The sequence below is a fragment of the Erythrobacter insulae genome (genome assembly GCF_007004095.1).
Lineage (GTDB): Bacteria > Pseudomonadota > Alphaproteobacteria > Sphingomonadales > Sphingomonadaceae > Erythrobacter > Erythrobacter insulae.
The window spans coordinates 2602219-2627087 of sequence record NZ_VHJK01000001.1; the positions used below are offsets into that span (position 1 = coordinate 2602219).

The 24869-nt window shown below is 55.6% G+C and carries 21 protein-coding genes; 14 read left to right on the top strand and 7 right to left on the bottom strand.

The features are described from left to right. Positions 1–25: 25 nt before the first annotated feature. The 9 genes from FGU71_RS12195 to FGU71_RS12235 are packed head-to-tail and all read left to right on the top strand — an operon-like array spanning position 26 to position 9478. On the top strand, positions 26–649 hold the full coding sequence (locus tag FGU71_RS12195) for an NADH-quinone oxidoreductase subunit J (RefSeq protein WP_142788819.1): 624 nt from the start codon (positions 26–28) through the stop codon (positions 647–649). Further along, positions 646–951 (top strand): NADH-quinone oxidoreductase subunit NuoK, encoded by a 306-nt coding sequence (gene nuoK, locus FGU71_RS12200; protein WP_142788820.1) that lies wholly within the window; start codon positions 646–648, stop codon positions 949–951. Before FGU71_RS12195 ends, nuoK begins: the two co-directional genes overlap by 4 nt. Before the next feature lie 6 nt (positions 952–957). Beyond that, entirely contained in the window at positions 958–2952 is a 1995-nt protein-coding gene (gene nuoL, locus FGU71_RS12205) for an NADH-quinone oxidoreductase subunit L (RefSeq protein ID WP_142788821.1), read from the top strand. Next, positions 2952–4499 carry an NADH-quinone oxidoreductase subunit M gene (locus tag FGU71_RS12210; protein WP_142788822.1) on the top strand — a complete coding sequence of 516 codons (1548 nt, stop codon included), beginning with the start codon at positions 2952–2954 and terminating at the stop codon, positions 4497–4499. The genes nuoL and FGU71_RS12210 overlap by 1 nt, the downstream gene beginning before the upstream one ends. After that, complete coding sequence (gene nuoN, locus FGU71_RS12215; RefSeq protein ID WP_142788823.1) at positions 4499–5977, top strand: NADH-quinone oxidoreductase subunit NuoN; 1479 nt, start codon at positions 4499–4501, stop codon at positions 5975–5977. The genes FGU71_RS12210 and nuoN overlap by 1 nt, the downstream gene beginning before the upstream one ends. Then, positions 5974–6705, top strand: coding sequence for a biotin--[acetyl-CoA-carboxylase] ligase (locus tag FGU71_RS12220; RefSeq protein ID WP_142788824.1), 732 nt, complete (start codon positions 5974–5976; stop codon positions 6703–6705). Before nuoN ends, FGU71_RS12220 begins: the two co-directional genes overlap by 4 nt. Before the next feature lie 3 nt (positions 6706–6708). Beyond that, positions 6709–7497 carry a type III pantothenate kinase gene (locus FGU71_RS12225; protein WP_142788825.1) on the top strand — a complete coding sequence of 263 codons (789 nt, stop codon included), beginning with the start codon at positions 6709–6711 and terminating at the stop codon, positions 7495–7497. 29 nt (positions 7498–7526) lie between these two features. After that, the gene (locus tag FGU71_RS12230; RefSeq protein WP_185960290.1) at positions 7527–9194 is read left to right on the top strand and encodes a ribonuclease J; all 1668 of its coding nucleotides are present in this window, start codon (positions 7527–7529) and stop codon (positions 9192–9194) included. Then, positions 9194–9478 carry a DUF1467 family protein gene (locus FGU71_RS12235; protein ID WP_142788826.1) on the top strand — a complete coding sequence of 95 codons (285 nt, stop codon included), beginning with the start codon at positions 9194–9196 and terminating at the stop codon, positions 9476–9478. The genes FGU71_RS12230 and FGU71_RS12235 overlap by 1 nt, the downstream gene beginning before the upstream one ends. Before the next feature lie 14 nt (positions 9479–9492). Here FGU71_RS12235 and FGU71_RS12240 read toward each other — a convergent pair whose 3' ends face one another. After that, positions 9493–12042 (bottom strand): coiled-coil domain-containing protein, encoded by a 2550-nt coding sequence (locus FGU71_RS12240; RefSeq protein WP_142788827.1) that lies wholly within the window; start codon positions 12040–12042, stop codon positions 9493–9495. A gap of 69 nt (positions 12043–12111) precedes the next feature. Here FGU71_RS12240 and FGU71_RS12245 point away from each other — a divergent pair, with 69 nt between their 5' ends. The 4 genes from FGU71_RS12245 to FGU71_RS12260 all read left to right on the top strand — a co-directional run bounded on the left by FGU71_RS12245 (position 12112) and on the right by FGU71_RS12260 (position 16150). Further along, positions 12112–12411, top strand: a complete 300-nt coding sequence (locus FGU71_RS12245; protein ID WP_142788828.1) for an Hpt domain-containing protein — start codon at positions 12112–12114, stop codon at positions 12409–12411. 618 nt (positions 12412–13029) lie between these two features. Beyond that, entirely contained in the window at positions 13030–13749 is a 720-nt protein-coding gene (locus tag FGU71_RS12250; protein WP_142788829.1) for a hypothetical protein, read from the top strand. A gap of 10 nt (positions 13750–13759) precedes the next feature. Continuing rightward, complete coding sequence (locus FGU71_RS12255; RefSeq protein ID WP_142788830.1) at positions 13760–14740, top strand: hypothetical protein; 981 nt, start codon at positions 13760–13762, stop codon at positions 14738–14740. Positions 14741–14746: 6 nt separating this feature from the next. After that, positions 14747–16150 carry a sensor histidine kinase gene (locus FGU71_RS12260; protein ID WP_142788831.1) on the top strand — a complete coding sequence of 468 codons (1404 nt, stop codon included), beginning with the start codon at positions 14747–14749 and terminating at the stop codon, positions 16148–16150. Between the two features lie 242 nt (positions 16151–16392). Here the strand turns inward: FGU71_RS12260 and FGU71_RS12270 are convergent, their stop codons facing one another. Then, complete coding sequence (locus tag FGU71_RS12270; protein ID WP_142788833.1) at positions 16393–17679, bottom strand: citrate synthase; 1287 nt, start codon at positions 17677–17679, stop codon at positions 16393–16395. Between the two features lie 39 nt (positions 17680–17718). After that, positions 17719–19143: a glutamate--tRNA ligase gene (gene gltX, locus FGU71_RS12275; RefSeq protein ID WP_142788834.1), complete on the bottom strand. Its 1425-nt coding sequence runs from the start codon at positions 19141–19143 to the stop codon at positions 17719–17721. A 46-nt stretch (positions 19144–19189) separates the two neighbouring features. Here gltX and FGU71_RS12280 point away from each other — a divergent pair, with 46 nt between their 5' ends. Beyond that, positions 19190–21418, top strand: coding sequence for a ComEC/Rec2 family competence protein (locus FGU71_RS12280; protein ID WP_142788835.1), 2229 nt, complete (start codon positions 19190–19192; stop codon positions 21416–21418). Between the two features lie 32 nt (positions 21419–21450). Here FGU71_RS12280 and lexA read toward each other — a convergent pair whose 3' ends face one another. From lexA to trpC, 4 genes are all read right to left on the bottom strand, one after another. Further along, positions 21451–22140 (bottom strand): transcriptional repressor LexA, encoded by a 690-nt coding sequence (gene lexA, locus FGU71_RS12285; protein WP_142788836.1) that lies wholly within the window; start codon positions 22138–22140, stop codon positions 21451–21453. Positions 22141–22321: 181 nt separating this feature from the next. Beyond that, a complete protein-coding gene (locus tag FGU71_RS12290; protein WP_142788837.1) occupies positions 22322–23536 on the bottom strand; it encodes a molybdopterin molybdotransferase MoeA in 1215 nt (404 codons plus the stop codon). Continuing rightward, complete coding sequence (gene moaC / locus FGU71_RS12295) at positions 23533–24009, bottom strand: cyclic pyranopterin monophosphate synthase MoaC (RefSeq protein WP_142788838.1); 477 nt, start codon at positions 24007–24009, stop codon at positions 23533–23535. Before moaC ends, FGU71_RS12290 begins: the two co-directional genes overlap by 4 nt. Positions 24010–24078: 69 nt before the next feature. Further along, on the bottom strand, positions 24079–24867 hold the full coding sequence (gene trpC, locus FGU71_RS12300) for an indole-3-glycerol phosphate synthase TrpC (protein WP_142788839.1): 789 nt from the start codon (positions 24865–24867) through the stop codon (positions 24079–24081). Positions 24868–24869: the final 2 nt, after the last annotated feature.

Sequence of the window (24869 nt, forward strand, 5' to 3'; positions counted from 1 at the left end):
GCAAGGGGCGGAAAAACTCAGGATCATGATTCAAACATTAGCCTTTTACCTGTTCGCAGGGCTGGTCATCGCAAGCGCGGTCATGGTCATCATGTCGCGTAACCCGGTGCACAGCGTGCTGTGGCTCATCCTATCGTTCTTCAACGCTGCGGGCCTGATGGTGCTTGTCGGGGCGGAGTTCATCGCGATGCTGCTAGTCATCGTTTATGTCGGCGCAGTCGCTGTGCTGTTCCTGTTCGTTGTGATGATGCTGGATATTGATTTTGCCGCGATGCGCGCAGGGTTCATCAAGAATTTTCCGTTGGGAATTGCCATTGCGCTGATCCTTCTTGCGGAATTGTTGCTTGGTCTGGGCGCATACAGCGCCGGCGGGCTTGAGCTTGGCACACCTGATGGAGCGGCCGCGCAAGGGGTAGGGCAAAGCAATATCGAGGCGATCGGCGTTCTGCTTTATGGCCGTTACATCTTCCTGTTTGAGATCGCCGGGATCATCCTGCTTGTGGCAATGATTGGCGCGATTGTGCTGACCTTCCAACCGCCCAAGCCGGGCGCCCGCGCAAGGCAGGATATCGGCAAGCAAATTGCCCGCCGTCCGCATGAGGCAACCGTAATGAAAAACCCGGATAGCGGGCAGGGGGTCGAGCTGTGATTGGCATTGAACATTACCTAACCGTGGGTGCGATCCTGTTCGTGCTCGGCGTGCTGGGCATCTTTCTCAATCGGAAGAATGTCATCGTGATCCTGATGGCGATTGAACTCATTCTGCTGGCGGTGAACATCAATCTTGTCGCGTTCAGCGCGTTTATGAATGACCTTGTGGGTCAGGTTTTCGCTATGCTGGTGCTGACTGTCGCCGCTGCAGAGGCCGCCATTGGTCTTGCGATCCTTGTCATTTACTTCCGAGGCCGCGGCACAATCGCGGTCGACGATGTGAACCGGATGAAGGGATAAGCACCGGTGCAAACCCAAATCCTGATCATCGTATTTTTGCCGCTGCTCGCGTCTATTGTCGCAGGCTTGGTGAACAAGAACGCGCCGAGCGTTTTTGCAAAATCGATAACAACCGGTGCGTTGTTCGTATCGGCGGCGCTTAGCTGGCCGATATTCCTCGCATTCCTCAATGGCAGCGCCAATGCCGAAGTCGTTCCGGTGCTCAAATGGGTTCAGTCCGGATCTATGAGTTTTGACTGGGCGCTGCGCGTCGACACGCTGACCGCGATCATGCTGGTGGTCATCAACAGCGTATCTGCGCTCGTGCACCTGTATTCATGGGGGTACATGGAGGAAGACCCGGATCAGCCGCGCTTCTTCGCGTATCTCTCGCTGTTCACATTCGCGATGCTGATGCTCGTCACCGCCGATAATCTCGTACAGATGTTCTTTGGCTGGGAAGGGGTGGGCCTTGCGTCTTACCTTTTGATCGGTTTCTGGTTCAAAAAGCCAACCGCTGGCGCTGCTGCGATCAAAGCCTTTGTCGTCAACCGTGTGGGCGATCTTGGCTTTATGTTGGGTATCTTCGGCACGTTTCTGGTCTTCCAAACGACGTCGATTACCGAGATTTTGGATGCCGCGCCCGGCATGTCCGGCAGCACAATCGGTTTCCTCGGCATGCGCCTCTACACGATGGATATCCTTTGTATCCTGCTGTTCGTAGGCGCGATGGGTAAATCAGCGCAGCTTTTCCTGCACACCTGGCTGCCCGATGCGATGGAAGGGCCTACGCCTGTCTCGGCGCTGATCCATGCTGCGACCATGGTAACTGCAGGCGTATTTATGGTCTGCCGCCTTTCGCCGATGTTTGAAACGGCACCGACCGCGCTTGCCATCGTGACAGTCGTCGGCGCGGCAACATGTTTCTTTGCCGCCACGATTGGGACGACGCAGTGGGACATCAAACGGGTCATCGCTTATTCCACCTGTTCGCAGCTCGGCTACATGTTCTTTGCCGCCGGTGTCGGTGCGTATGGCGTGGCGATGTTCCACCTGTTCACACACGCATTCTTTAAAGCGCTGCTGTTCCTTGGAGCGGGCAGCGTGATCCATTCGATGCATCACGAACAGGACATGCGGTATTATGGCGGCCTGCGTAAACATATTCCGCTAACGTTCTATGCGATGCTTGCAGGCACACTCGCGATTACCGGTCTTGGTGTTTATCACCTTGGTGTCGGCTTTGCAGGCTTCTGGTCGAAAGATGCCGTGCTCGAAGTGGCCTTTGCGCGCGGGACCGAAATTTCCGTCATGTCGTTCTGGCTTGGCGTGATCGCAGCGTTGCTTACGAGCTTTTACAGCTGGCGCCTGATGTTCCTGACTTTCTGGGGCAAACCGCGCTGGATCGAAAGCGAGCATATCCAACACAGCGTTCACAAAACTCCCGAAGAAGCGGGCGAAGACACGACGGGCGGGTACCATCCGCACGAAAGCCCGATTGCCATGCTTATTCCGCTCGTGTTGCTGACAGTCGGCGCGGTCGGCGCAGGACAAGTTTTCGCGCCGAGCTTCCTCGATGACGCGGCATTCTGGGCCGGGTCGATATTCTACAACGAGAACCTGATCCATGCGATGCACGCCGTGCCGTATTGGGTTAAATACTCGGCGTTTGTCGTGATGATCTTGGGCTTTGTCGGGGCATATGTGGCCTATATCGCGAAGCCTGATATTCCGGCGAAATTCGTCGCGAACTTCGGTTGGCTGCATCGCTTTGTTTACAACAAGTGGTACTTTGACGAACTTTATGATCGTATCTTCGTAAAACCGGCCTTTTGGTTTGGCCGCCAGTTCTGGAAACTGGGCGATATTGGCACGATTGACCGCTTTGGTCCCAATGGCATTGCATGGGTGGTCGAGCGCAGCTCGGGCGCTGCAAAGTCAATCCAGTCGGGCTATCTCTACACTTACGCGCTGATCATGCTGCTTGGCCTGATCGCGGCTATTACCTGGGTTCTGCTGTAATGGACGGCTTTCCGATCCTCACCACGATGATGCTCGTCCCGCTTGCGGGCGGTCTGCTCTGCTTGTTCGCTGGGGAGGCTGCCTCGCGGGGGATCGCACTTGCAGCGACCCTTGCTACTTTCGCGCTCGGCGTGCTGCTGTGGGCAAATTATGAAATCGGCGGCGCACAATGGCAGTTTATGGAGCGTGCCGACCTGTTCGCTGGCTTCTCCTATGCCTTGGGCATCGATGGGATAGCCTTGATGCTGATTATGCTCAGCGTGTTCCTGATGCCGATTTGCATCCTTGCCAGCTGGAATTCGATCACCAAACGCGTTGGCGAATACATGGCGGCATTCCTGTTTATGGAAGTGTTGATGATCGGCGTATTCGCCGCGCAGGATATGTTCCTGTTCTACATCTTCTTCGAAGCAGGCTTGATCCCGATGTATCTTATTATCGGTGTCTGGGGCGGTGATAATCGCATTTATGCCAGCTATAAATTCTTCCTCTACACATTGCTGGGATCGGTTTTGATGCTGATCGCGATGTTTTGGATGGTGGCTGAGGCCGGCACATCTGACATCCCGACCCTGATGCAGTACGATTTCCCGAGCGGCGCCCAAACGTGGTTGTTCCTCGCATTCTTTGCGAGTTTTGCGGTGAAGATGCCGATGTGGCCGGTTCACACCTGGCTACCCGACGCGCACGTTCAGGCCCCGACAGCGGGTTCGGTGATCCTTGCAGGCGTGCTGTTGAAGCTCGGCGGATATGGCTTCATCCGTTTCAGCCTGCCAATGTTTCCCGAGGCAAGCGGTGAACTTGCATGGATGATATTTGCGCTATCGATGATTGCGGTCGTGTACACTTCACTCGTCGCGCTGGTTCAGCACGATATGAAGAAATTGATCGCCTATTCATCGGTTGCGCACATGGCGCTGGTTACAGCCAGCCTGTTCGCATTCAATATCCAAGGCCTTGAAGGCGCGATGATGATCATGCTTGGCCACGGCCTTGTTTCGGGGGCGCTGTTCCTTTGTGTGGGCGTGATTTATGATCGTCTGCATACCCGCGAGATCGAACGATACGGCGGTCTCAGCATCAATATGCCGTATTATGCGGTGTTCTTTCTGTTGTTCACGATGGCAAGCATCGGCCTGCCGGGAACCAGCAATTTTGTAGGCGAATTTTTGGCGCTCGCGGGGATTTATCAAACTTCCACATGGGTCGCTTTCGTCTGCACCACCGGTATCATTCTGGGCGCAGGCTACATGCTCTACCTGTATCGCCGCGTCGCTTTTGGGGCGCAGAAAAACGAAGATGCCGCTGCCATGCCGGATATGGACGCGCGCGAATGGACTATGATGGCATCAATCGCAGCGGTGGTAATGTGGATGGGCGTTTACCCAGAGAGCTTTCTGGCGCCAATGCGCGCCGATATCGCCGCTCTGGATGCGCGGATCGCAGCGGCGGCACCAGCGGATGATAGCCAATTGGCCGATGGACCAGCCCGCGCCGAGGCGGCAAATGCCATAGTCTTCGAAGCGCATGAAGGAGGAGACCACTGATGGACTTCGCAGCTTCTTTCGCGCTTATCGTGCCGGAACTTATCCTTACGGTATCGGGTCTTGCCCTGCTGATGGTCGCCGCATGGGGCGGTGACAAATCGGGACGCTTTATTGCCATTGCCGCTGTCACGGCGTTCTTTGCAGCGGGCTTTATGCTTGTCCCGGGTCTGCATTTCGGGACTGACGGGCCTGAGACATACGCATTTGGCGGATTGATGCAGGTCGATACATTTGCCTTGTTCGCCAAGGCGATGATCTATCTTGCCGCTATCGCATGTTTGATGGTTGCACCAGCATTCTTCAACAGCGCGGCTGCCGGAACAGAGCGCGGAATGCGCGCCGAATATCCGGTTCTCATTTTGTTTGCTGCTTTGGGCATGAGCATCATGGTTTCAGCCAATGATTTCATGACACTTTACCTCGGTCTCGAGCTCAACAGTCTTGCATCCTATGTACTCGCAGCGATCCTTCGGCGCGATGCCCGGTCTGCAGAAGCGGGCCTAAAATACTTTGTCCTGGGCGCGCTCGCATCTGGAATCCTGCTCTACGGTATGAGCCTCCTATACGGTTTCACCGGCGGGACGGACTTCGCGACGGTTCGTGCCGGGCTGTCGGGTGAACTTGCCACGGGCGCTTTGTTCGGCTTGATTTTTGTGATGGCTGGACTGGCCTTCAAGATCGCAGCCGTGCCGTTCCATATGTGGACACCCGATGTGTACGAAGGCGCACCGACACCCGTCACCGCGTTCTTTGCCACAGCACCAAAGGTTGCCGCCGTCGCGCTCACTGCGCGCGTCGTGATCGAGGTGTTTGGCGGTCAAGTATTGGCATGGCAGCAAATCGTGATGTTCACTGCGCTTGCCTCGATCATATTCGGTGCGCTTGGAGCGATTGGACAGGAAAACCTGAAACGATTGCTGGCCTATTCCTCGATCAACAATGTGGGCTTTATTCTGCTCGGCCTTGCCGTGGCAGAGCAGGCCGGCATTAGCGCGATGCTCGTTTACCTGTTCATCTATGTCGCGATGAGCATCGGTGCGTTTGTTGCGCTTTTGATGCTTCGCGGGGATGATGGCGCGCTTTATGAAACCTTTGCCGACATTCGCGGTCTTTCGGTCACGAAACCGGCGATTGCCTGGTGCCTGCTGATAACGATGTTCAGCCTCGCCGGGATCCCGCCGCTGCTTGGATTTTATGGCAAGTTCGTGATTTTCCAGGCGACCGTTGAGGCAGGCCTGATCGCATTTGGCGCAATCGCAATTGCGGCGAGCGTTATCGGTGCGTTCTACTATATCAAATTTGTCAAAGTGATGTTCTTTGATGAACCGGCCAATCTGGTGACAGGAAAAAGCGGCGGCGCGCATTGGGTTCTGTTGCTTTTGACGGCTGCGATTATCTCGCCGCTGGGTTATTTGCTGACACCGTCGATCACCGATCTGGCTGACAAGGCAGCTGCGGCGCTGTTCCTCGCGGTTTGATTGAAACTGTCACCGTTACAGGGTCAACCAATGCCGATTTGATTGGCCGGTTGGGTTCGGGTGAAAGCCTTGCCGATGGATATTGGTTGCGCGCGCGGCGCCAATCCGGCGGCAAGGGGCGCGGTGGACGGGCATGGGTCAGCCCGGAAGGCAACATCTACGCAAGTACAATTGTAAACCTTCGGGACACCGATCCCGCTGCGCACACGCTTTCTATGGTGGCGGGCCTGGCCGTATGGCGAATGGTCACAGACAGGTTGAAAGTACAGAACCGCGCAAAGGTTCTGCTGAAATGGCCGAATGATGTGTTGGTATCAGGCGCGAAAATTGCGGGCATTCTGCTTGAACGGCATGGCTCGGTGATTGTCACGGGTATCGGGATCAATCTGTCTCATGCGCCCGATATTGCCGATCGAAAGACAACGTCGCTTGCTGATGAGAACTCTGAAATGGACGCAAATCCGGATCAGGCGATGTTGGATCTGGCAGCATGTTTTTCAGATGAGCTTGCCATCTGGCGGGATGAGGGAACGCGGTCGCTGTTTGCGCGCTGGCAGGCGGCGGCACATCCTGTTGGAACGCAAATTAGTGTGCACGAAAGTGATGGCGCTATAGTAGCCGGAACCTTTGCCGGTTTGGCCGATGACGGAGGATTGCGGCTTTGCTTGGCGAATGGGGCCGTGCGCACTATTCATGCCGGCGATGTCTCGTTGATCGCGGAAGGATAATAGATGCTGCTCGCTGCCGATGTCGGTAATACAAATGTTGTTTTTGCGCTGTTTGAACCTGACGGGAAGGGAGGTTTTGACACGCGCGCACGCTGGCGTATCGCGACCGATCCACGCCGGACCGGTGATGAATATGCGGTCTGGTTGCTGCAATTGCTCGGGATCGAAGGTGTCTCTCGCGATGAGATAACGCAGATTATCTACGCATCGGTGGTGCCGCGCGCAGACCATAATCTTACCGTTCTTGCGCAGAAATATTTCGGCATAACGCCTTTAAAAGCGGGCGAGGGTAAGGCGGCATGGCAGTTCGAGATCGATGTCGATCAGCCAAGCTCATTAGGCGCAGACAGGGCTCTCAACATTCTGGCCGCACATAAGAAATATGGCGGCGATCTGATCGTTATAGATTTTGGCACAGCGACCAAATTCGAAACGGTTGATTATAATGGCACATACAAAGGCGGATCGATCGCACCCGGGATCAATCTGTCCTTGGACGCATTGGTTGGCAAGACAGCAAAGCTGCCGCGCATCGCGATCCGCGCTCCTGACAGCAAAAGTGTGATCGGACGCAATACAGAAGACCAGATGCTGATCGGTGTTTTTTGGGGCTATGTCGCCATGATGGAAGGCATTGTCGAACGCATGAAGTCGGAAATTGGGCGGCCGGCCAAGGTTGTCGCGACCGGCGGACTAGCCATATTGTTTAATGATGCGACTGACATATTCGATGAAGTCGATGCCGACCTGACGATTGAAGGTCTCGCAATCCTCGCCCAGCAATCTGCCTAAGCGAGTTGAAACCCAAGAATAGAGATTACGTGAAAAAGAACTACACCCCTGAAAATGAATTGCTTTTCCTTGCCCTCGGCGGATCGGGCGAGATTGGTATGAACGTCAATCTGTACGGCTGCGATGGAAAGTGGCTGATGGTTGATCTGGGCATGACCTTCTCCGGAAATGAATATCCGGGTGTCGATCTGGTTTTTGCCGACCTTGATTTTATCGAGGAGCGCACCCGCGATTTGCTGGGTATTGTTCTTACCCACGCGCACGAAGACCATATTGGCGCCGTGCCGTATTTTGCTGGCGAATTGGGCGTCCCGCTTTATGCAACGCCGTTTACTGCGGATCTGGTGGCGCGGAAGCTCGAAGAAGCGGGGCTGTTGGGCAAAGTTGAGCTCAACATCATCGAGGAAGACCATGGCCAGATCGATATCGGGCCGTTCTCGGTGACATACTTGCCGCTCGCGCACTCCATCGCCGAAGGAAACGCGCTGCTTATCGACACGCCTTACGGCAAGATTTTCCACACAGGCGACTGGAAACTGGATGAAGAGCCGATCATCGGTGAGCCAACCACCGAAGAGGAATTGCGCGCAATCGGCGATGAGGGTGTGCATGCGCTGGTGTGTGACAGCACCAACGTCTTCAATCCCAATCCTTCGGGGTCAGAGGGCGCGGTTCATCGTGCCCTGATGGACGAAGTGGCGACGCACGCTGGCAAACGTGTGCTGGTCACGACCTTTGCCAGCAATGTGGCCAGATTGCAGACGCTTGGCGAAGTCGCGCGTGAAACAGGCCGTCAGGTCTGCGTCGCGGGCCGTTCGCTCGACCGGATTATCGAAGTTTCTCAGGATAACGGTTATCTTGAAGACTTCCCGCAAACGGTCGATTTTCGGACCGCTATGAGCCTGCCACGCGGTGAAGTGTTGATTATCGCCACAGGCGGGCAGGGTGAACCGCGCGCGGCATTGTCCCGTATTGCCGACAACAATCATCAGATCGAATTGGTCAGCGGCGACGTGGTCCTGTTTTCATCTCGCCAGATACCCGGCAATGAGATCCCGATTGCCAAGATCCAAAACATGCTGGCGGCAAAAGGGGTCACGATGGTCACTGATCGCCAAAGCATGATCCATGTTTCTGGCCACCCCGGCCGCCCCGAACTCGAAGCGTTATACGAATGGTTGAAGCCAGAAGTGCTGGTGCCGGTTCACGGGGAAATCCGGCACATGCGTGAACAGGCAAAGGTCGGCAAAGCGGCGGGCATCCCGCACAATGTGGTCCAATCCAATGGCGATATTGTCCGTCTTGCTCCGGGTGAACCCGGACGCATTGCTCAGGTGCGTAATGGGCGGCTTGTGCTGGACGGTGACATTATTGCGCCCGCAGACGGCGAGGCAATAACGATGCGCCGCCGGATTTCTCATGAAGGCGTGATGGTGGTTGTCCTGATGCGAGGGGAGCGCCCTGCGATCGAAGCGATCGGCCTGCCTCTTGATGAGGATATGCCTGAATTTATCGAAGAAACGCAGGATGATATTCTGAAAGCGATCGGAAAACTCAAAGGCAAAGATTCACTGGATCCTGTCGCCGTCCACGAGGCTGCGCGGGTTAGCGCGAGACGCGCGGCAAGGCGCTGGGCAGGCAAAAGCCCGCAGGTACGCGTAATCATGCCGGGCCGAGTACAGGAGAAATCGCGCTAATGGCTTGGACATCCATCCTTGCGATCTATTTTCTGGTTTGGGTGATGACCGCTTTCATCATGCTTCCATTTGGTGTGCGCACTGCTGAGGAAAGCGGTGAAGATGTCGTACCCGGTCAGGCTGAAAGCGCTCCGGCAAATTTCCAGCCGAGAAAGCTGATCATGCGCGCGACGATTATCGCGATTGTCCTGACCACGCTTTATGTGCTCAATTTCGAGTATGGCTGGATTGGTATCGAGGTTTTCGACATTCTGCCCAAACCGCCGACTTTGGAAAGCCCCTAAGCCGCGCGTTAGCGCTAACTGCGGAACCGCTCGATCGATTGGGCTAGCACGACATAAAGCTTACCCATATCCGAACCCAAAACGGTCACGCCCAGAGCATTACCGTCGCGGGTGGAAAGCATTGATCGCAGCATCTTCTCGAAATCATGGATATAGCGGGTGACGTTCGATTTGAACGCATCGTCGCGTTGATACAGATCGGCGATTTCGCGCGCTTCACTGTTATCGACAAGCCTTACGGCCCGGCGGGTAAAGATGCCCCTGTCGCCTTTAAGATAGGCATCCCATGCCGTATCGGAAACTTCCTCAGTCAAAGCGGACGAAATATCAATCGCGCTGGAATTGAGGCTGTCTGTGATCAACGACATCCGACGGGCAAAATCGTTATTGATCCGCTCTTCCGCTTTTTCCTGAGCATCAGCAATTCGCTGTTCAAGATTGCCGGTAAGCTCATTGACCTTCACCAGTTGGTCACGCAGCTGGACAGTCGCTTCACGTCCCACACCCGAAGCGTGGGCAGCGGCCTGTTCCAGCTTGCCGATTGTCTCTGCGCTATGGCTGCGCAATGATCGTTCGAGCGCTTCGACCGCATCTTTACCAATGTCATTTGCCAGAGCGGTGACTTTCTCACGCGCGCCTTCGTCCAATGCAGCAAACGTGGCTTCTGTCGCTGTTTCCAATTGCTCCAGAGCCTCGCGCAGGCCTTGCTGTGTTTCCCCGGCAAAGGTTTCGCCTTGCTCGGTAATGTCGGACAGCGCACCTTTCAGAGTGGTAAGTTTGGCCAGCGTCTCTTCGGATTGTTTATCCAATTTGGCTTGCAACAGCTCGATCGCGCTATCGGTTTCAGTGACACTTTCCTGTGTCTTGATCAGTTGATTGCCCAATTCGCTGCCATGTTGACCTGTGCGGAACATCACCCCGCTTAGGGCGGTTGCGCGGGTTTCAAGACCGCCCAATTCTTCGACGGCAACTTTAATCGCGTCAGGCAAATCTTCCCGGCTATGTTTCGCGCCAGACTGAATGATCTCAAGCAGCCGGATGCTTTTGTCCGTCAGGCTGTTCAGCTGAGCATCTGTTTCTAACAAAGCCTCGCGTTTTGCCTGGATTTTTGCGTCCAGCTCATCAAGCCCACCGGTCAATTGATCTCTGGTGGTTTCGCCTTGTTCTGAAACCCGCCCGATCAGCGCATTAAGCTGTTCAAGCTGCGCTGTGATGGATTGGCTGTGCTCGACCAGCTTCTCTGTCTCGGCTGTTTGCGCTTCACGGCGCTCGGCGATCGCCTCGTCAAGATCGGCAAGTCGCTGTCCGAGAATCTCCGTCGCCTGCGCTTCGCGTGTTTCAAAACCGGCCTGGCGACGCTCCATCTCTTCGAGGAATCTGGCATCGCGCTGTGCCAGATTTTCTTCAAAGCGATTGGCCTCTGCCTGCAATTCCTTGATCCGCTCCTGCGCCGCCAAAAGTGCTTTTTGATCCAGCGTGTCGAGAGATTCGACCATCTTGGTAACTTCATCGTGCATTCGTTCCTTGGACACCTGCAATTGCCCCATCGCCTCGGTTTCGGCGTCTCGCAGGGTCAACGAGATCGCTTTCGTTTCGCTCTGAAGCAGCGCGATCCGATCATTCAGGGCACGGATAGCGACCTCTTCTGCTTCACCAATCTCATTCCGATATGCACCGGCCTGTGTTTGGAGCGATGTAAAGCGGTTGCCGACCAGAGCCTCAATCTTGCCCAGTTGTTCGGCAAATCCATCGAGTGTTTGCGTGACGCGGCTTCCGAGAGACGCAACCTGGGTCTCGCTTGCTGTGCCGAATTGATTGAGCCGTTCAAAACCAGACACCAGCTTTTCCAGCTGGGCGTGAGCCGTACGGCCAGCATTGCCAACCTGATTTGATACATCGCGGGCTGAATTGGCCACCACAGGCAGATCATCACGCAGTCGGGTCATATTATCGAGTGCGGTTTCACTGGCGCTCCCGATGCGATCGACCTGCTTGCCGTTCGTTTTGATCAATTGTTGCAGTTCAGATGCATGGGCGGAAAGTTTCTCACTCGCAATTCGGCCTAGTGAATCAAGTTCGCGCGATTGGGCACCCAAAAACTCGCGTGCGAGGCTGAGTTCGCGGTTCACAACATTGAGCCGCTTTTCAAGCTGGGCGCTTTCATGGCTCAGCATGGTCGCGGTATCGGCAAATCGCCGCGCTTCGGCGCGGGAATTGCGCATACCAATCATCCACGCAACCGCGACCAGCAACACCGGCACAGACCAATCGATGATCAAACGCGTCCATTGTGAAGGCGAGGCGCTGGCAATGGTCACAAATTCAGACCGCATTGCCCACCCATAAAGCGCGGTCCACGCCAAAATGGTTGCGATGGCAAGGGCAGGCCAGACCCAGGCGAAATTGCGCGGGCTCTCGGCGTAATCACCGCCTTCTACGGTGACTTCCTCGTAATCGGCCTCAACCTCTAAACCCTCCGCCGGTTCGACGGTGTCAGCGGTCTTGGTCGCTTCATCATCAGTATCTGAACCGATGGCGCGGATTATGGTGTTGCCTTTGCTCATTAAGCATAGATACCACAGCCTGCGCCGTGATAAACCCCGCATTAACACCTTCGCGTTTATTGACGCAGGATGGCTTATGAAAGCGGAGCATTAGATGCGACTTTGGCGGCGGCGGCGGGTGATGATCCGGCGTTGATGCACGAGCTGCGCGATGCATTTGTCGAAAGCGCCGCAAAGCAGCTGGACCTGCTAAAGCGTTCGCGCTGCGATGGGAATTGGAACGTCGCTGGGATGAGGCTTAAAGGGCTCGCTGCCAGCTTCCATTCGGAAGAGCTGTTGATCGCCGCTGAAAACGCATTGTCATCTGCGCCGGGCGAACCGGCGGCGATCCGCGATATCGAAGCCATCCTGAGCCGGTTTAAGGCCTGACACTCGGCGCAATCTGCGCGCGTTTGCTCTCAAAACCGGTTGTATCCCGCATAACCCGCTTGAAGGCGGTGCGACTACACGCCTAGCAGATAGCAATCTGGTAAAAGGATTGCGCCTGTGAACACCGCTTTATTGTCGGCTCGGAAACGCACCGTAAGCGGAGAACTTCGCGCGGACCTTTCCCTGTGCGGTCGCAGCGTGTTGTGGTGGCAATCGCGAATAATGCGGCGCTTGGGGTGCCAGCGCATAATCTGCCTTTGTGATACGCCGACCCAGCCCATTCTGGAACTCCAACGAGAGATCGAGGCCGAAGGCGGTGAATTTCACGCCGTACGCTCGACCCTCCAACTGGTTGCGCTGCTGCGTTCGGAAGACCGGTTGTTCATGCTTCAAGATGGGCTGATTATCGGTGGTGAGACTGCGCAAAACCTCGTCATACAGGATGACAAGGTGCAGAGCGCTGTTTTCACTTTTGACCCCAGATCGGAGCTATCGGCTGCCGCTCCCGAAGATTTTGAAAGGATCGATGCCGATCGGGCATGGTCAGGTCTGGCGATTATGCGCGCGGCCAATGCCCAAAAGCTTGCAGATTTTCCGCCCGACGGAGACGCGATTTCATTGCTTTTGCGGATTGCCCTTCAATCGCGTTCCGGCACCGTGCCGGTCGTACTCGATGGAGGTGGCGGCGAAAACTGGGTTCTTGCGCGCGATGAAAATGACTTGGCGAAGCTCGAAAAACTCCTGCTTGACCGTGCTGCCGCTAAAGCAAATTGGGCGGCGCCTTTTACAGCACTGTCCGCGATTGCGACGCGTTCATTCGCTCATCTCAGTTGGGGCCGGGAGCCAGTACCAAGCGCGATAATCGCAGTGATCACAATGGCGCTAGCGATTATTGTGATTTGGCAGAACTATGCCGCCGCCGGTCTGGCAATCGCGGCCATAGGTGCCTTTATGGCATCTTTCAGTGCCGCATCCGGCAGGCTAAAATCCGCTTTGTACGGCGAAGGGGAATTGGAATTTTTTCCTCAAAAAATCAATATAATGGTGGATGTTCTTGCCATAGTTTCGCTAGTTTTTGTATTGGGATTGTCGAACTTTTCGGATGCGGCAATACCAGTAATAGTAATCGGCCTATTGCAGCTCGCGGCAAGAGATGCATCAGCACGAGCCGCCCCATTTTGGAACGACCGCGCGTTGCATCTTGCGGCTTTCGCCATTTGTACCGTCTATGGCGGTTTAAGCGGAGCCTTGATCATTCTGGGCCTAGCAGCGCTTGCGCAATGTCTCTGGCTGCCCAATTTAACCAAGGACAACGCTGGCATTAAAGGAGCCTTGTAAAGGCATTGTAATGAGCAAGACGGCAACAGAGGGGAACAATCCCCACTCTGATAATCCGGTCGAAACTCCCGATGTCGAGTTAATCCTGAAGGATGAACTGACACGCGGTGATCGGGCGCTGCGCGGCGTGCCTCCGGTGCTTACCCATATGCTTTCGAGCTCGCGCTATACTCTGGTCACAGATGCGATTGTTGCTCGTTTACGGGGAATGATTGCGTCCCTTGCTGCGCAATTGATCGCCGCCAGAGATGGCACGAGCAAGCCTTCGTCCGACGCAGCAGCGCTGGATTATCTGTCTGAAAATTTGACCGCTGACAGCGTCGTTCTCAGCTATTGTTATGCGCTCGCGATGGAGGGGCACCTTTCTGAGCGGCTTGAGCAGCGCGCATCCATTGATCCCATTCTGAGCCCGTTGCTTCAGGAATTGATTGCATCGCAGGAGCCCGCAACCGCCGAACTGGCGATGACCACGCTGGCGGCGCAATCGCGCTTCATTCAAAGCCAGCGCAGGATGGAATTGCCTTTATCAGAGCTGCCAGCTGAATTGTTTCACGCAGTGCTGAAACGGTTTGAAAGAACAGGCAAAGGCGACCCGCAAATCGAACCCTTGACCGGGCCTGCGATCAGAAAGCTGAAAGATAGCTATGACGAGGGTGCAAGCCGTGTCGGCCTTTTGGCGCGTCTCATTTCATCGATGAAGGGCGGCGCAATTGCCGCGCTGGAATTGGAGCATGCAGGTCTCGCTCTGTTTGCAAGCGCGATGTCGACATTTTCCAAGCAGCCGCGCGAGCTGGCCGTCCTTGCCTGTCATGAGGGGCAGGCGGCACGCCTTACCCTAAGTTTGCGGGCGGCGAATGTATCGATTGAGGGAATTGAGCGACAATTCCTGCTGTTGGAACCTTCAGAGCGGCTGCCGCGTGATATTGAAGCGATAACAGCCAGAAGGGCTGCGGCGATCCTCAAACAAACACAAACGCCGAACGAGAGCTAGATACCGATGATCGAGCGCTCTGATACCTTACTCGCAGCACGCGGCCTGACGGATGAGCAGGACCGGCTCATTACGGCTGACGAGCCGCTTGGCGAATTGCAGGAAAATTGCGGCGGGTCATTGCCGGGCGTTCTTGCCGTACCCGAACTGCTCGAATTGGTTCGCCAATCACGCGACATGGATCTGCGCATAGCGCGTGAATTTAGCGCCTATGATGGGGCAGATCAGATCACTGGTTTCGTGCGCATTCGCCCGCTGGGTGAGCAGGTTGGCGGTGGATGTGAGCTGGTGATCGAGAACTGGCAGCGCAATCCGGCACCGGCAATGTCTTCGCGTTTGATGGCGGAGCGGCTCGACACGATTGACCGGTCCGCTGCCGAAGCGACGGCGCGTCTTGATGCAAATCAGCATGTCCAGTTCTTGAATGCGACCGCATCTGATACAGAGACGCTGCAAGCACGAGTGGCAGCTGCGCCAGGCAAAGTCTGGACCGAGTATCTGACTTTGAAAGGTATTGCGCATCAGCAGCCGCTGCATTGGCGTTTGCTGGATGGTGTTGAATGTGACGTGGCGGGATCAGAGCGGTCTTGGAAAGTCCGCCTGTTGCCAATTGGGCCAGCGAACGGCGCGCCGCGCGGCTTTGAATTGCTATTGATATCCAGCGAACCGATTGTCGATGCGGCGCGCGAATCCGATGTTGAGGGCGCTCACACGCGCCTTGTCGGGTCTGCTCTCACGCCAGCGCTCAGGCAGCCGATTGCCCGTATCATTGCAAATGCAGAGACTATTCGCGCGAAATTGGCGGGTCCGCTGCGTAATGAATACGCCGAATATGCCGGAAATATTGCGGCTGCAGGGCAGCATCTTTCGGGTATGCTTGACGATCTGGCTGACCTCGAAGTTCTTGAATCGCCGAGTTTTTCGACCATCAAAGAGAAAGTGGATCTGGGTGATGCTGCGAAGCGTGCGGCCGGAATTTTGGGTGTGAGAGCACGAGCGCGAGGCATTACGCTAAACCTTCCAAGCGAAGGTGATAGGGTGATGGCACGGGCGGAGTTTCGCCGCGTCTTGCAGATAATGATCAATCTGATCGGCAATGCTGTCGCGTACTCCCCCGAAGGCAGCACAATAACTATCTCCGCGAGCGAGAGCTATGCTGGGATCGTGTCATTGTCAGTTTCTGACGAGGGTCCAGGCGTTAGCGCTGAACAGGCCGAGAAGATCTTCGAAAAATTCGAGCGGCTTGGGCGGGACAGCAATGGCGGAGCAGATCAGGGCTCTGGATTGGGCCTCTATATTTCCCGCCGCCTCGCTTTGGCGATGGATGGCGATCTGACCGTCGCGCCGGCATCAGAAACAACCGGAACGCCGGGCGCGGAGTTCACTCTTAGTCTGCCTGCCGCAGAATAATTCCAACTAATCCCGCGGGTCTATCCGACGCGATATCAGGATGAATATTGCGCCAATTGCCGCCGTGATCGCGCCGTATAAGGCCCACTCTCGCTGGGCGAACATAAAGCTGTCTTGAGGCCACATCAAAATGCCAAACCCCTGCAGCATCCACACAACGCCAGATACAAAAAGGGCGATCCCTGTGATCTGCAGCAAATGCCGGATCAGGGACCGCCCCATTGTCGTTATCGTCCCGGCTGTTAGCGGTTGCTAAGCGGCACGTAATCGCGCTGTGTCGGGCCTGTATAAAGCTGACGCGGGCGACCGATAACCTGAGCCGGATCAGAGATCATTTCATTCCACTGCGCGACCCAACCAACAGTGCGGGCAAGGGCAAAAAGCGCGGTGAACATCGTGGTCGGGAAACCGATCGCCGAAAGGATCACGCCGGAATAGAAATCGACGTTTGGAAACAGCTTTTTCTCTTGGAAATACGGATCGTTAAGAGCCATTTCTTCCAAAGCGAGTGCGGTCTCGAAAACCGGGTCTTTAACGTTCAGCGCATCGAAGACTTCACGGACAGTCTTTTGCATAACAGTCGCGCGTGGATCGTAGTTTTTATAAACACGGTGGCCAAAGCCCATCAGGCGGAACGGATCGTTCTTGTCTTTCGCGCGCTCGATGTAATGCGGGATGCGGTCAGGCGTACCGATTTCACGCAGCATGTTCAGCGCCGCTTCGTTGGCTCCGCCATGCGCCGGGCCCCAAAGACATGCGATGCCTGCCGAAATACAGGCAAACGGGTTCGCACCCGAAGAGCCCGCAAGACGAACAGTCGAAGTCGAAGCATTCTGTTCATGATCGGCGTGAAGGATGAAAATCCGGTCCATCGCCTTTTCAACGGCAGGGACAACTTCATAATCTTCGGCCGGAACACCAAACGTCATACGCAGGAAATTACCGGTGTAGCTGAGCGAATTGTCAGGATGCATCATCGGCTGACCGATGGAATACTTATAAGCATTCGCGGCAATCGTCGGCATTTTCGCGATCAGACGGTGAGAGCTGATCTTGCGATGCTCTGGATCCGAAATATCGGTGCTGTCATGATAGAACGCCGAAAGCGCCCCCACGACACCGCACATGATAGCCATCGGGTGGGCATCGCGGCGGAAACCTTGATAGAATTGGCGCATCTGATCATGCAGCATCGTGTGCCGTGTGATCGTGTATGTGAAATCATCAAGCTCTTCGCTGCTCGGCAATTCGCCGTTCAAGAGAAGATAAGACGTTTCCATGAAGCTGGAATGCTCGGCAAGCTGTCCGATGGGATAGCCGCGGTGGAGCAAAATGCCTTCTTGCCCGTCGATATAGGTTAGCGCGCTTTCGCAGCTCGCAGTCGACTTATAACCCGGATCAAAGGTGAACTTGCCGGTTTGGCCGTACAGCTTACGGATATCCACGACATCCGGGCCGGTGCTGCCTTGAAGAACGGGAAATTCGTGTGTTTCGCCGCCCACTTCGAGTTTGGCGTTCTTATCTGCCAAGACATGTCTCCTGCTTTGTTACTGTGCCCCGCCGTACGATCACGCAGCCTGCGCGTCGAGCCGGGCGAGGGCTTCTTCCCGTCCCAGAAGGACCAGAACATCGAAAATTCCGGGTGATGTTGTCGTCCCGGTAAGGGCAGCTCGCATTGGCTGCGCCAACTTGCCGAGACCCAATCCAAGTTCCTCTGCAAGTGATTTCGTAGTGGCTTCGAGAGCCTCGATTGTCCAGTCATTTTCGCGCTTCAAAGCGTCAGAAACAGATGACAAACGCGCTCGACCATCGTCATCCAGCAAATTTGCCGCTTTATCGGTCATTTCCAGAGGGAGCTTTGCAAACAAGAAACCGGCACCTTCGGCAATTTCATGGATGCTTTTAGCACGTGTCTTGAGCACGGGCATTGCTTTGGTCAGCAAATCCAGATCGACATCGCCCGAAATGTACGGAGCAGCGAGACTTGCAAGCATGGCATCATCAGCTTCGCGGATATAATGTCCGTTCAGGTTTTCCAGCTTTTTGATGTCAAAGCGCGAGGGGCTTTTGCCAACGCCGGCAAGATCGAACAGTTTGATCGCCTCGGCGCGGGTGATTTCTTCCCGGTCCCCATGACCCCAACCTAGACGGAGAAGGTAATTGAAAAGGGCATCGGGCAAAATGCCCATCTCGTCGCGATACGCTTCGACTCCCAGCGCGCCGTGCCGTTTTGATAGCTTTGCTCCGTCAGAGCCGTGGATCAGAGGGATATGCGCATATACTGGATCAGGCCATCCGCCTTCGACCGCGTCCATTGCGCGGTAAATTGGCAATTGGCGGAAAGCGTTGTTCAAATGATCATCCCCGCGAATCACGTGTGTCACACCCATATCGTGATCATCGACTACAACAGCCAGCATATAGGTAGGCGTGCCATCTGCGCGCAGAATGATATAATCATCCAACTCGTCATTCTTGACTGAAACCGCACCCTGAACTTTATCCTGAATGGTAGTCTCGCCGCCTTGCGGTGTTTTTAAACGGACCGTGAAAGGGGCACCTTCAGGTGCCTCTGATGGATCGCGATCACGCCACCGCCCATCATAGCGCATCGGCTGCTTGTTCGCGCGCTGCTCGGCGCGCATTTCTTCCAGCTCTTCCGGTGTTGCAAAACACTTATAGGCATAACCCGCATCAAGAAGCGCATTCGCAATTTCCGCATGCCGACCGGCCTGAGCGGATTGAAAAGTTGGCTCATCGTCATAATCGAGCCCCATCCACTTCAAGCCGTCCAGGATGGCATCGATGGCTTCCTGAGTGGAGCGTTTCTTGTCTGTGTCTTCAATGCGAAGCAGCGCTTTGCCGCCATGGTGACGGGCGTATAGCCAATTGAACAAGGCAGTGCGCGCTCCGCCAATATGCAAAAAACCGGTGGGCGAGGGCGCAAACCGCGTGACGACTGTGCCGCCGCTCTTGCCGCTTTCACTTGCCATGTCGTTCAAATTCCTTTTCTATTTCCCTGTATTCAGGGGGAGCACCATGAGCCATACGCCATTAGTGCCCTTGGGCGACAGAGCAGATGCAAGCTCGGCTCCCGAAAATGTTGCATTGCAGCGCCCTTGGCAAAGGGGCGCGGCCTTGTCCAGCATCGCGCAAAACATTGGCAATAGATGCGAAGATTTTCTGAGCAGTGCCGGCTTTGACCGCGCGCCATGGCTTGCGGTGGTCTTTGCTGGCGGTATTCTTGCGTGGTTTGCGCTTCCTCGGCCTTGGCAATGGATTGCAGCGATCGGTCTCTCGGCTTTATTGGCCATTGGCGCGATCGCACTGTGGAGAGGCAATGATCAACGCGGCCGTGTTAGCACAGCCGCGATTGCCTGCGGTTTGGTGTTTGCAGCCGGGATAGCCATAATCTGGTTGCGGTCTGAAATCGTAGGCGCCCCTGCCATTGAGCGGCCCGTCGTTGAGCGCATAAATGCCTATGTCCTCGACCGGGAGGATCAACCAGCACAGGATCGGATCCGTTTAATTCTCGCCGTGCGGGACGCGGAGGCGGGCGAGGCCCGCAAGATCCGCATCAATGTCCCTATGACCTCACTCGATAACAGCGAAGGAGCAGGAGATCAGATATTGGAAGGCGCGGTCATCCGAACGCGTGTGCGATTGATGCCCCCGGCGAGCCCTATGCTGCCCGGATCTTATGATTTTGCACGCGCCGCGTGGTTCAAGGGGTTCGCCGCAACCGGCAGTGTCATAGGTCATATAGAGGTCATCGAACCGGCCACTTCGAACACAGGCCTGGCCTTGATCCAGCGGAGCCTCTCTTCACACGTAAGGAGCCGCGTTGATGGATCGGCGGGGACCATCGCGGCTGCCTTTGCCAGCGGGGATCGCGGCGCAATCGCTGAGGCCGATGACGAAGCCATGCGAGATGCGGGGCTGACCCATCTTCTTTCGATCAGCGGTCTGCATGTCAGCGCGGTGATTGCGGCGGCATATTTGATTGCGCTGAAATTGCTCGCGCTCTTTCCGCCCATCGCTTTGCGCGTGCGCCTGCCCGTGGCGGCGGCTTGCGCGGGGGCGCTCACCGGTATTGGATACACATTGCTGACCGGCGCAGAAGTCCCCACCGTTCGCAGCTGCGCCGCAGCCATGCTGGTCCTGATTGCATTGGCATTGGGCCGTGATGCGCTTTCGCTGAGAATGGTTGCGGCGGCGGCTGTTTTTGTGCTGCTTTTATGGCCAGAAAGCGTCGTGGGCCCTAGTTTCCAAATGAGTTTTTGCGCCGTGCTGGCGATTGTCGCGCTTCATTCTTCAAGCGTTGTGCGAACGTTTCTATCCCCGCGCGAGGAGCCATGGTGGCGGCGGAGCGGACGCCAGATTATCATGCTGTTCTTCACGGGTCTGGTGATCGAAATTGCTCTAATGCCCATCGTTCTGTTCCATTTTCACAGAGCCGGCGTTTACGGCGCATTCGCCAATGTCATCGCCATTCCATTGGTTACTTTTCTTTCCATGCCGCTGATTGCGCTTGGGCTATTTTTGGATATCGTCGGACTTGGCAAGCCAGCGTGGTGGCTGGTCCAAATCTCACTGGACAGCCTGTTAGCCATTGCGCATTTCACCTCAGCGCAGCCCGGATCAGTCAAGCTGATGCCGCAAATGGGGTTTGGGACTATCTCGCTCTTCGTTGGCGGATCATTGTGGCTCGCGTTGTGGAACGGGAAACCGCGATTTTGGGGCTTTGTGCCCATATCCGCAGGGGCTCTATCGCTGTTTATGACGCCGATACCGGATATTTTGGTCGGGCGAGAAGGGCGCCATGTCGGTGTGACCCTTACTCATGAATCCGGTGAGCGTCAGCTGCTTTCCCTGCGCGATAGCCGATCATCCTATTCCAAAGACAACCTGCTGGAACTTGCCAGTGTAACTGGTCAGCCGGTTTCAATGGAAAATTGGCCCGGCGCTCAATGCTCGAGGGAATTCTGCATTCTCACGATTGAACGCGGCGGCCGTGCTTGGGTGATCATGATGGCCCGTAATCGTGATCTGGTCGAAGAGCGCGCTCTTGCAGCTGCCTGTGAACGATCAGATATTGTGATCGCCGACCGGTTCCTCCCGCGGTCATGTTCCCCGAAATGGTTGAAAGCAGATAGAGGCTATCTTCAGAAGTCGGGCGGCCTTGCGATAAATCTGACGAACCAGCGCGTGACCAGTGTCTCTCAAAAGCAGGGGGATCATGGATGGTGGCGCGGGGAAGAGCGATAACCCAACCCCGCACACGCACGAAATCCCGTTAATCAGTGATAACGGCGCAAAAGCCCGGCAAGCTTGCCTTGTACCTGTACCTCGTGAGAGCCGTATACCTGCGGATCATAGGCAGCATTGGCCGGATCAAGTCGGACACGCCCGCCATCCTTGTGAAGGTATTTAAGCGTGGCTTCTTCGCCGCGCACAAGTGCGACAACGATCTCACCGTCGCGCGCACTTTCTGTGCGCCTTACAAGAGCGAAATCACCATCAAAGATACCGGCTTCGATCATGGAATCACCGGACACTTCAAGGGCGTAATGCTCACCTGGTCCCAGCAAGGCCGCTGGTACAGGCAGTGAAGTTTGGCCCTCAAGCGCTTCAATCGGAGCCCCTGCCGCGATGCGCCCGTGCAGCGGAATTTCAATCACATCATTTGCCGGCTCAGGCGCGGCTTTCATGACAGCCGAGGCGGATGCAACCGCATCATTCGCAGCTATCGCCGCGCGCGGGGTCGGTGTCGCATCTTCAGGCATTCTGATAACCTCAAGCGCGCGGGCGCGGTTGGGCAATCGGCGAATAAAGCCGCGCTCTTCAAGGGCAGAGATAAGCCGATGGACCCCCGATTTACTTTTAAGATCGAGAGCTTCTTTCATCTCTTCAAAGCTTGGTGAAATACCGGATTCGTCCAGACGTTTCTGGATAAAGCGGATCAATTCGTGCTGCTTTGCAGTCAGCATGGAGTGTACTCCCTAAGACGCACTTCTCATGGTCACCTGAACAGGCTCCACAGTGCCATTGATACGCGTTGCAAGAGGCACTGTGGTGAGTGCATCGCGAACACTGACCGTCCGCCAATAAGGTGAACGAATGTGGAACGAATAAGCAACATTATAATCGATGTCAAGCGACCGCACGCAATCAAATCGGCTGAATTGCGCCATTGTCGATGTTATAAACTGCAACCCTATCGCCTGCTTTGATCGCCGGGGATCCGGCAGGGCGGTCGATCAGACAATTGGCCTGCGCCAAGGCCATTAATGCGCTTGAATCCTGAATTGCGGCAGGCCTAACGGTGTCCCCATCACTGATCCCCCTCAGAAATTCCCTGCGATTCCCGGTCGCGGGTAAATCGACCGCTGCAATTATATTCTGAGCATTTGGCAAAGGGTTTGCATTCCCCATCGCAGCCCGGATCAGGGGCAGGGCAAATAAAAAGCACGTCACAAAGCTTGAAACGGGATTGCCGGGCAGGCCAAGAATTACGGTTTTTCGGCCATCGTGCTGCCTCGTGGCGATCATCAAAGGTTTGCCCGGTTTAATCGCCACCTTCCAGAAAGTGAGCTCAGCACCCCAATTTCGAAGAGCCTGCTGCACCAAATCATGGTCACCCACCGATGCCCCGCCAGAGGTGATGATGATGTCGCAATCGGAAGCTTGATCGAGCCCATGGGCTAGGGCGTCCAGATTGTCAGGAACGGGTCCAATCAAGGCGGCATCACCCGCCAAAGGCCGCAGCATTGCATTGATCATCATACCATTGCTGGCCGGTATTTGATGCGCCTCAACCTTGGCAGGCAAACGGACCAGTTCGTCTCCGCTATCGATCACGGCAATTCGCGGAATACGATGAACCAAAATGGCATGATGACCCGCGGCCAGGGCTAGCGCAATTTGAGCCGGGCCCATCAACGTCCCAGAGGTAAGGATCACTTGGCCGATCGCAAAATCAAATCCCGCCGAGCGGACATGCCTGGCTGGCTCTGGAAGAACCTCACCCTTGGCCAGTTCTACAAAATTAGCCGCAAGTTCGGCATTTTCCTGGATCAGAACGCGGTCCGAGCCTTCCGGCATCTGTGCCCCGGTAGATATCCGAATGCATTGCCCATCCTTTACAGCGGCCCCAAACGGAGCGCCTGCGCGGCTTTCTCCGATCAGCTTCCACGGGCCAGCGCCTGAAATTGCATATCCATCCATTGCCGACAGATCAGCAGAAGGCTGGGACCGCAGAGCCGCGATATCCTTCGCGAGATATCGACCGGACGCAAGGTGCGTTTCGACATGGGTTCCTGGCATTTTGGGAGCAAGCGCGAAAAGCTGCGCCTGTGCCTCCGGCAATGTCAGCATCCCGCTCATTCAGCAGATGCTTTCCAGGTACCGGATTTTCCGCCGCGCTTCTCCATCAATCGCACATCGCCAATGACCATGCCCTTATCGATGGCCTTGCCCATATCGTAGATTGTCAAAAGGGCCGTTGTAACTGCGACCATCGCTTCCATTTCGACGCCGGTTTTGCCCGTCAGCGATGCGGCTGCGGTGGCGGTGATCGCGGCGTCTTCAAACGCGAACTCAACACTGACCGATTCGAGGCCAAGCGGATGACACAGCGGTATAAGTTCTCCGGTCCGCTTTGCTGCCATGATCCCGGCAATTCTTGCCGTGCCGAGGACATCGCCTTTTGGTGCATCGCCCGCCCTGATCGCGGTCAGGGCAGCTGGCGACATGGAAATCTTGCCACTTGCGATGGCTACGCGCCTGGTTTCAACCTTATCGCCAACGTTGACCATATGGGCCGAACCTTTGGAATCGAGGTGTGTAAGTTCGCTCATAATACCCTCTTTCCCTGCCAAGATTCGAAGTTCATCCTGACTCGCACGCGCAAGATCGATATTCGCACCTCAACCGTTCAGCAATTCGCGGGTGGCCGATGCGATATCATCTGCCCTCATCAAACTTTCCCCCACAAGGAATGTCCGCACGCCTGACGCTTCCAGACGCTTGCAGTCTGCATAATTTGCAATTCCGCTTTCACCGACCAACAATGCCTCCTTGGGTGCCAAAGGAGCAAGGCGTTCAGTGGTGGAAAGCGATGTTGTGAAAGTTTTCAAATCCCGGTTGTTCACCCCGAGCAGTCGGGATTTCAAAATGCGAACAGCTCTTTCAAGCTCAGCCTCGTCATGCACTTCGACCAGCACATCCATATTGTGATCGAGCGCTGCGGCCTCAATCTCGGCCATTGCGCCATCGTCCAGCGCAGCGACAATAATAAGGATGGCATCTGCGCCGATGGCTCGCGCCTCAAGACATTGCCACGGATCAATCATAAAATCCTTGCGCAGAACCGGTAGATTGCAGGCAGATCGGGCAGCAATCAAAAAGTCTTCATGCCCCTGAAAGTAGGGTGCATCGGTCAAAACAGAGAGGCACGCTGCGCCGCCATCTTGGTAAGCCTTGGCGTGGTGCGCCGGTTGAAAGTCCTCGCGGATCAACCCCTTGGATGGGCTGGCGCGTTTAATTTCTGCGATCAGACCATAGCCCGTTTCTGAAGCTGTCCGCAGTGCGGTCTCAAACCCGCGGGTCGGGGTCTGAACACGGATCGCCTGCTCCAGATCGGAACGCGCAATCGCAACTTTGCGGCCGTCCACAATCTCGCGTTTCGCAATGCATATTTCTTCGAGTTTGTTCATGT

Excerpts from the sequence above, each read along its gene's own strand:
- FGU71_RS12195 (WP_142788819.1), top strand. The coding sequence starts at position 26 with ATGATTCAAACATTAGCCTTTTACCTGTTCGCAGGGCTGGTCATCGCA.
- FGU71_RS12210 (WP_142788822.1), top strand. The coding sequence starts at position 2,952 with ATGGACGGCTTTCCGATCCTCACCACGATGATGCTCGTCCCGCTTGCG.
- nuoN (WP_142788823.1), top strand. The coding sequence starts at position 4,499 with ATGGACTTCGCAGCTTCTTTCGCGCTTATCGTGCCGGAACTTATCCTT.
- FGU71_RS12225 (WP_142788825.1), top strand. The coding sequence starts at position 6,709 with ATGCTGCTCGCTGCCGATGTCGGTAATACAAATGTTGTTTTTGCGCTG.
- FGU71_RS12235 (WP_142788826.1), top strand. The coding sequence starts at position 9,194 with ATGGCTTGGACATCCATCCTTGCGATCTATTTTCTGGTTTGGGTGATG.
- FGU71_RS12240 (WP_142788827.1), bottom strand. The coding sequence starts at position 12,042 with ATGAGCAAAGGCAACACCATAATCCGCGCCATCGGTTCAGATACTGAT.
- FGU71_RS12245 (WP_142788828.1), top strand. The coding sequence starts at position 12,112 with ATGGCTTATGAAAGCGGAGCATTAGATGCGACTTTGGCGGCGGCGGCG.
- FGU71_RS12255 (WP_142788830.1), top strand. The coding sequence starts at position 13,760 with ATGAGCAAGACGGCAACAGAGGGGAACAATCCCCACTCTGATAATCCG.
- FGU71_RS12260 (WP_142788831.1), top strand. The coding sequence starts at position 14,747 with ATGATCGAGCGCTCTGATACCTTACTCGCAGCACGCGGCCTGACGGAT.
- gltX (WP_142788834.1), bottom strand. The coding sequence starts at position 19,143 with ATGGCAAGTGAAAGCGGCAAGAGCGGCGGCACAGTCGTCACGCGGTTT.
- FGU71_RS12280 (WP_142788835.1), top strand. The coding sequence starts at position 19,190 with ATGAGCCATACGCCATTAGTGCCCTTGGGCGACAGAGCAGATGCAAGC.
- lexA (WP_142788836.1), bottom strand. The coding sequence starts at position 22,140 with ATGCTGACTGCAAAGCAGCACGAATTGATCCGCTTTATCCAGAAACGT.
- FGU71_RS12290 (WP_142788837.1), bottom strand. The coding sequence starts at position 23,536 with ATGAGCGGGATGCTGACATTGCCGGAGGCACAGGCGCAGCTTTTCGCG.
- moaC (WP_142788838.1), bottom strand. The coding sequence starts at position 24,009 with ATGAGCGAACTTACACACCTCGATTCCAAAGGTTCGGCCCATATGGTC.
- trpC (WP_142788839.1), bottom strand. The coding sequence starts at position 24,867 with ATGAACAAACTCGAAGAAATATGCATTGCGAAACGCGAGATTGTGGAC.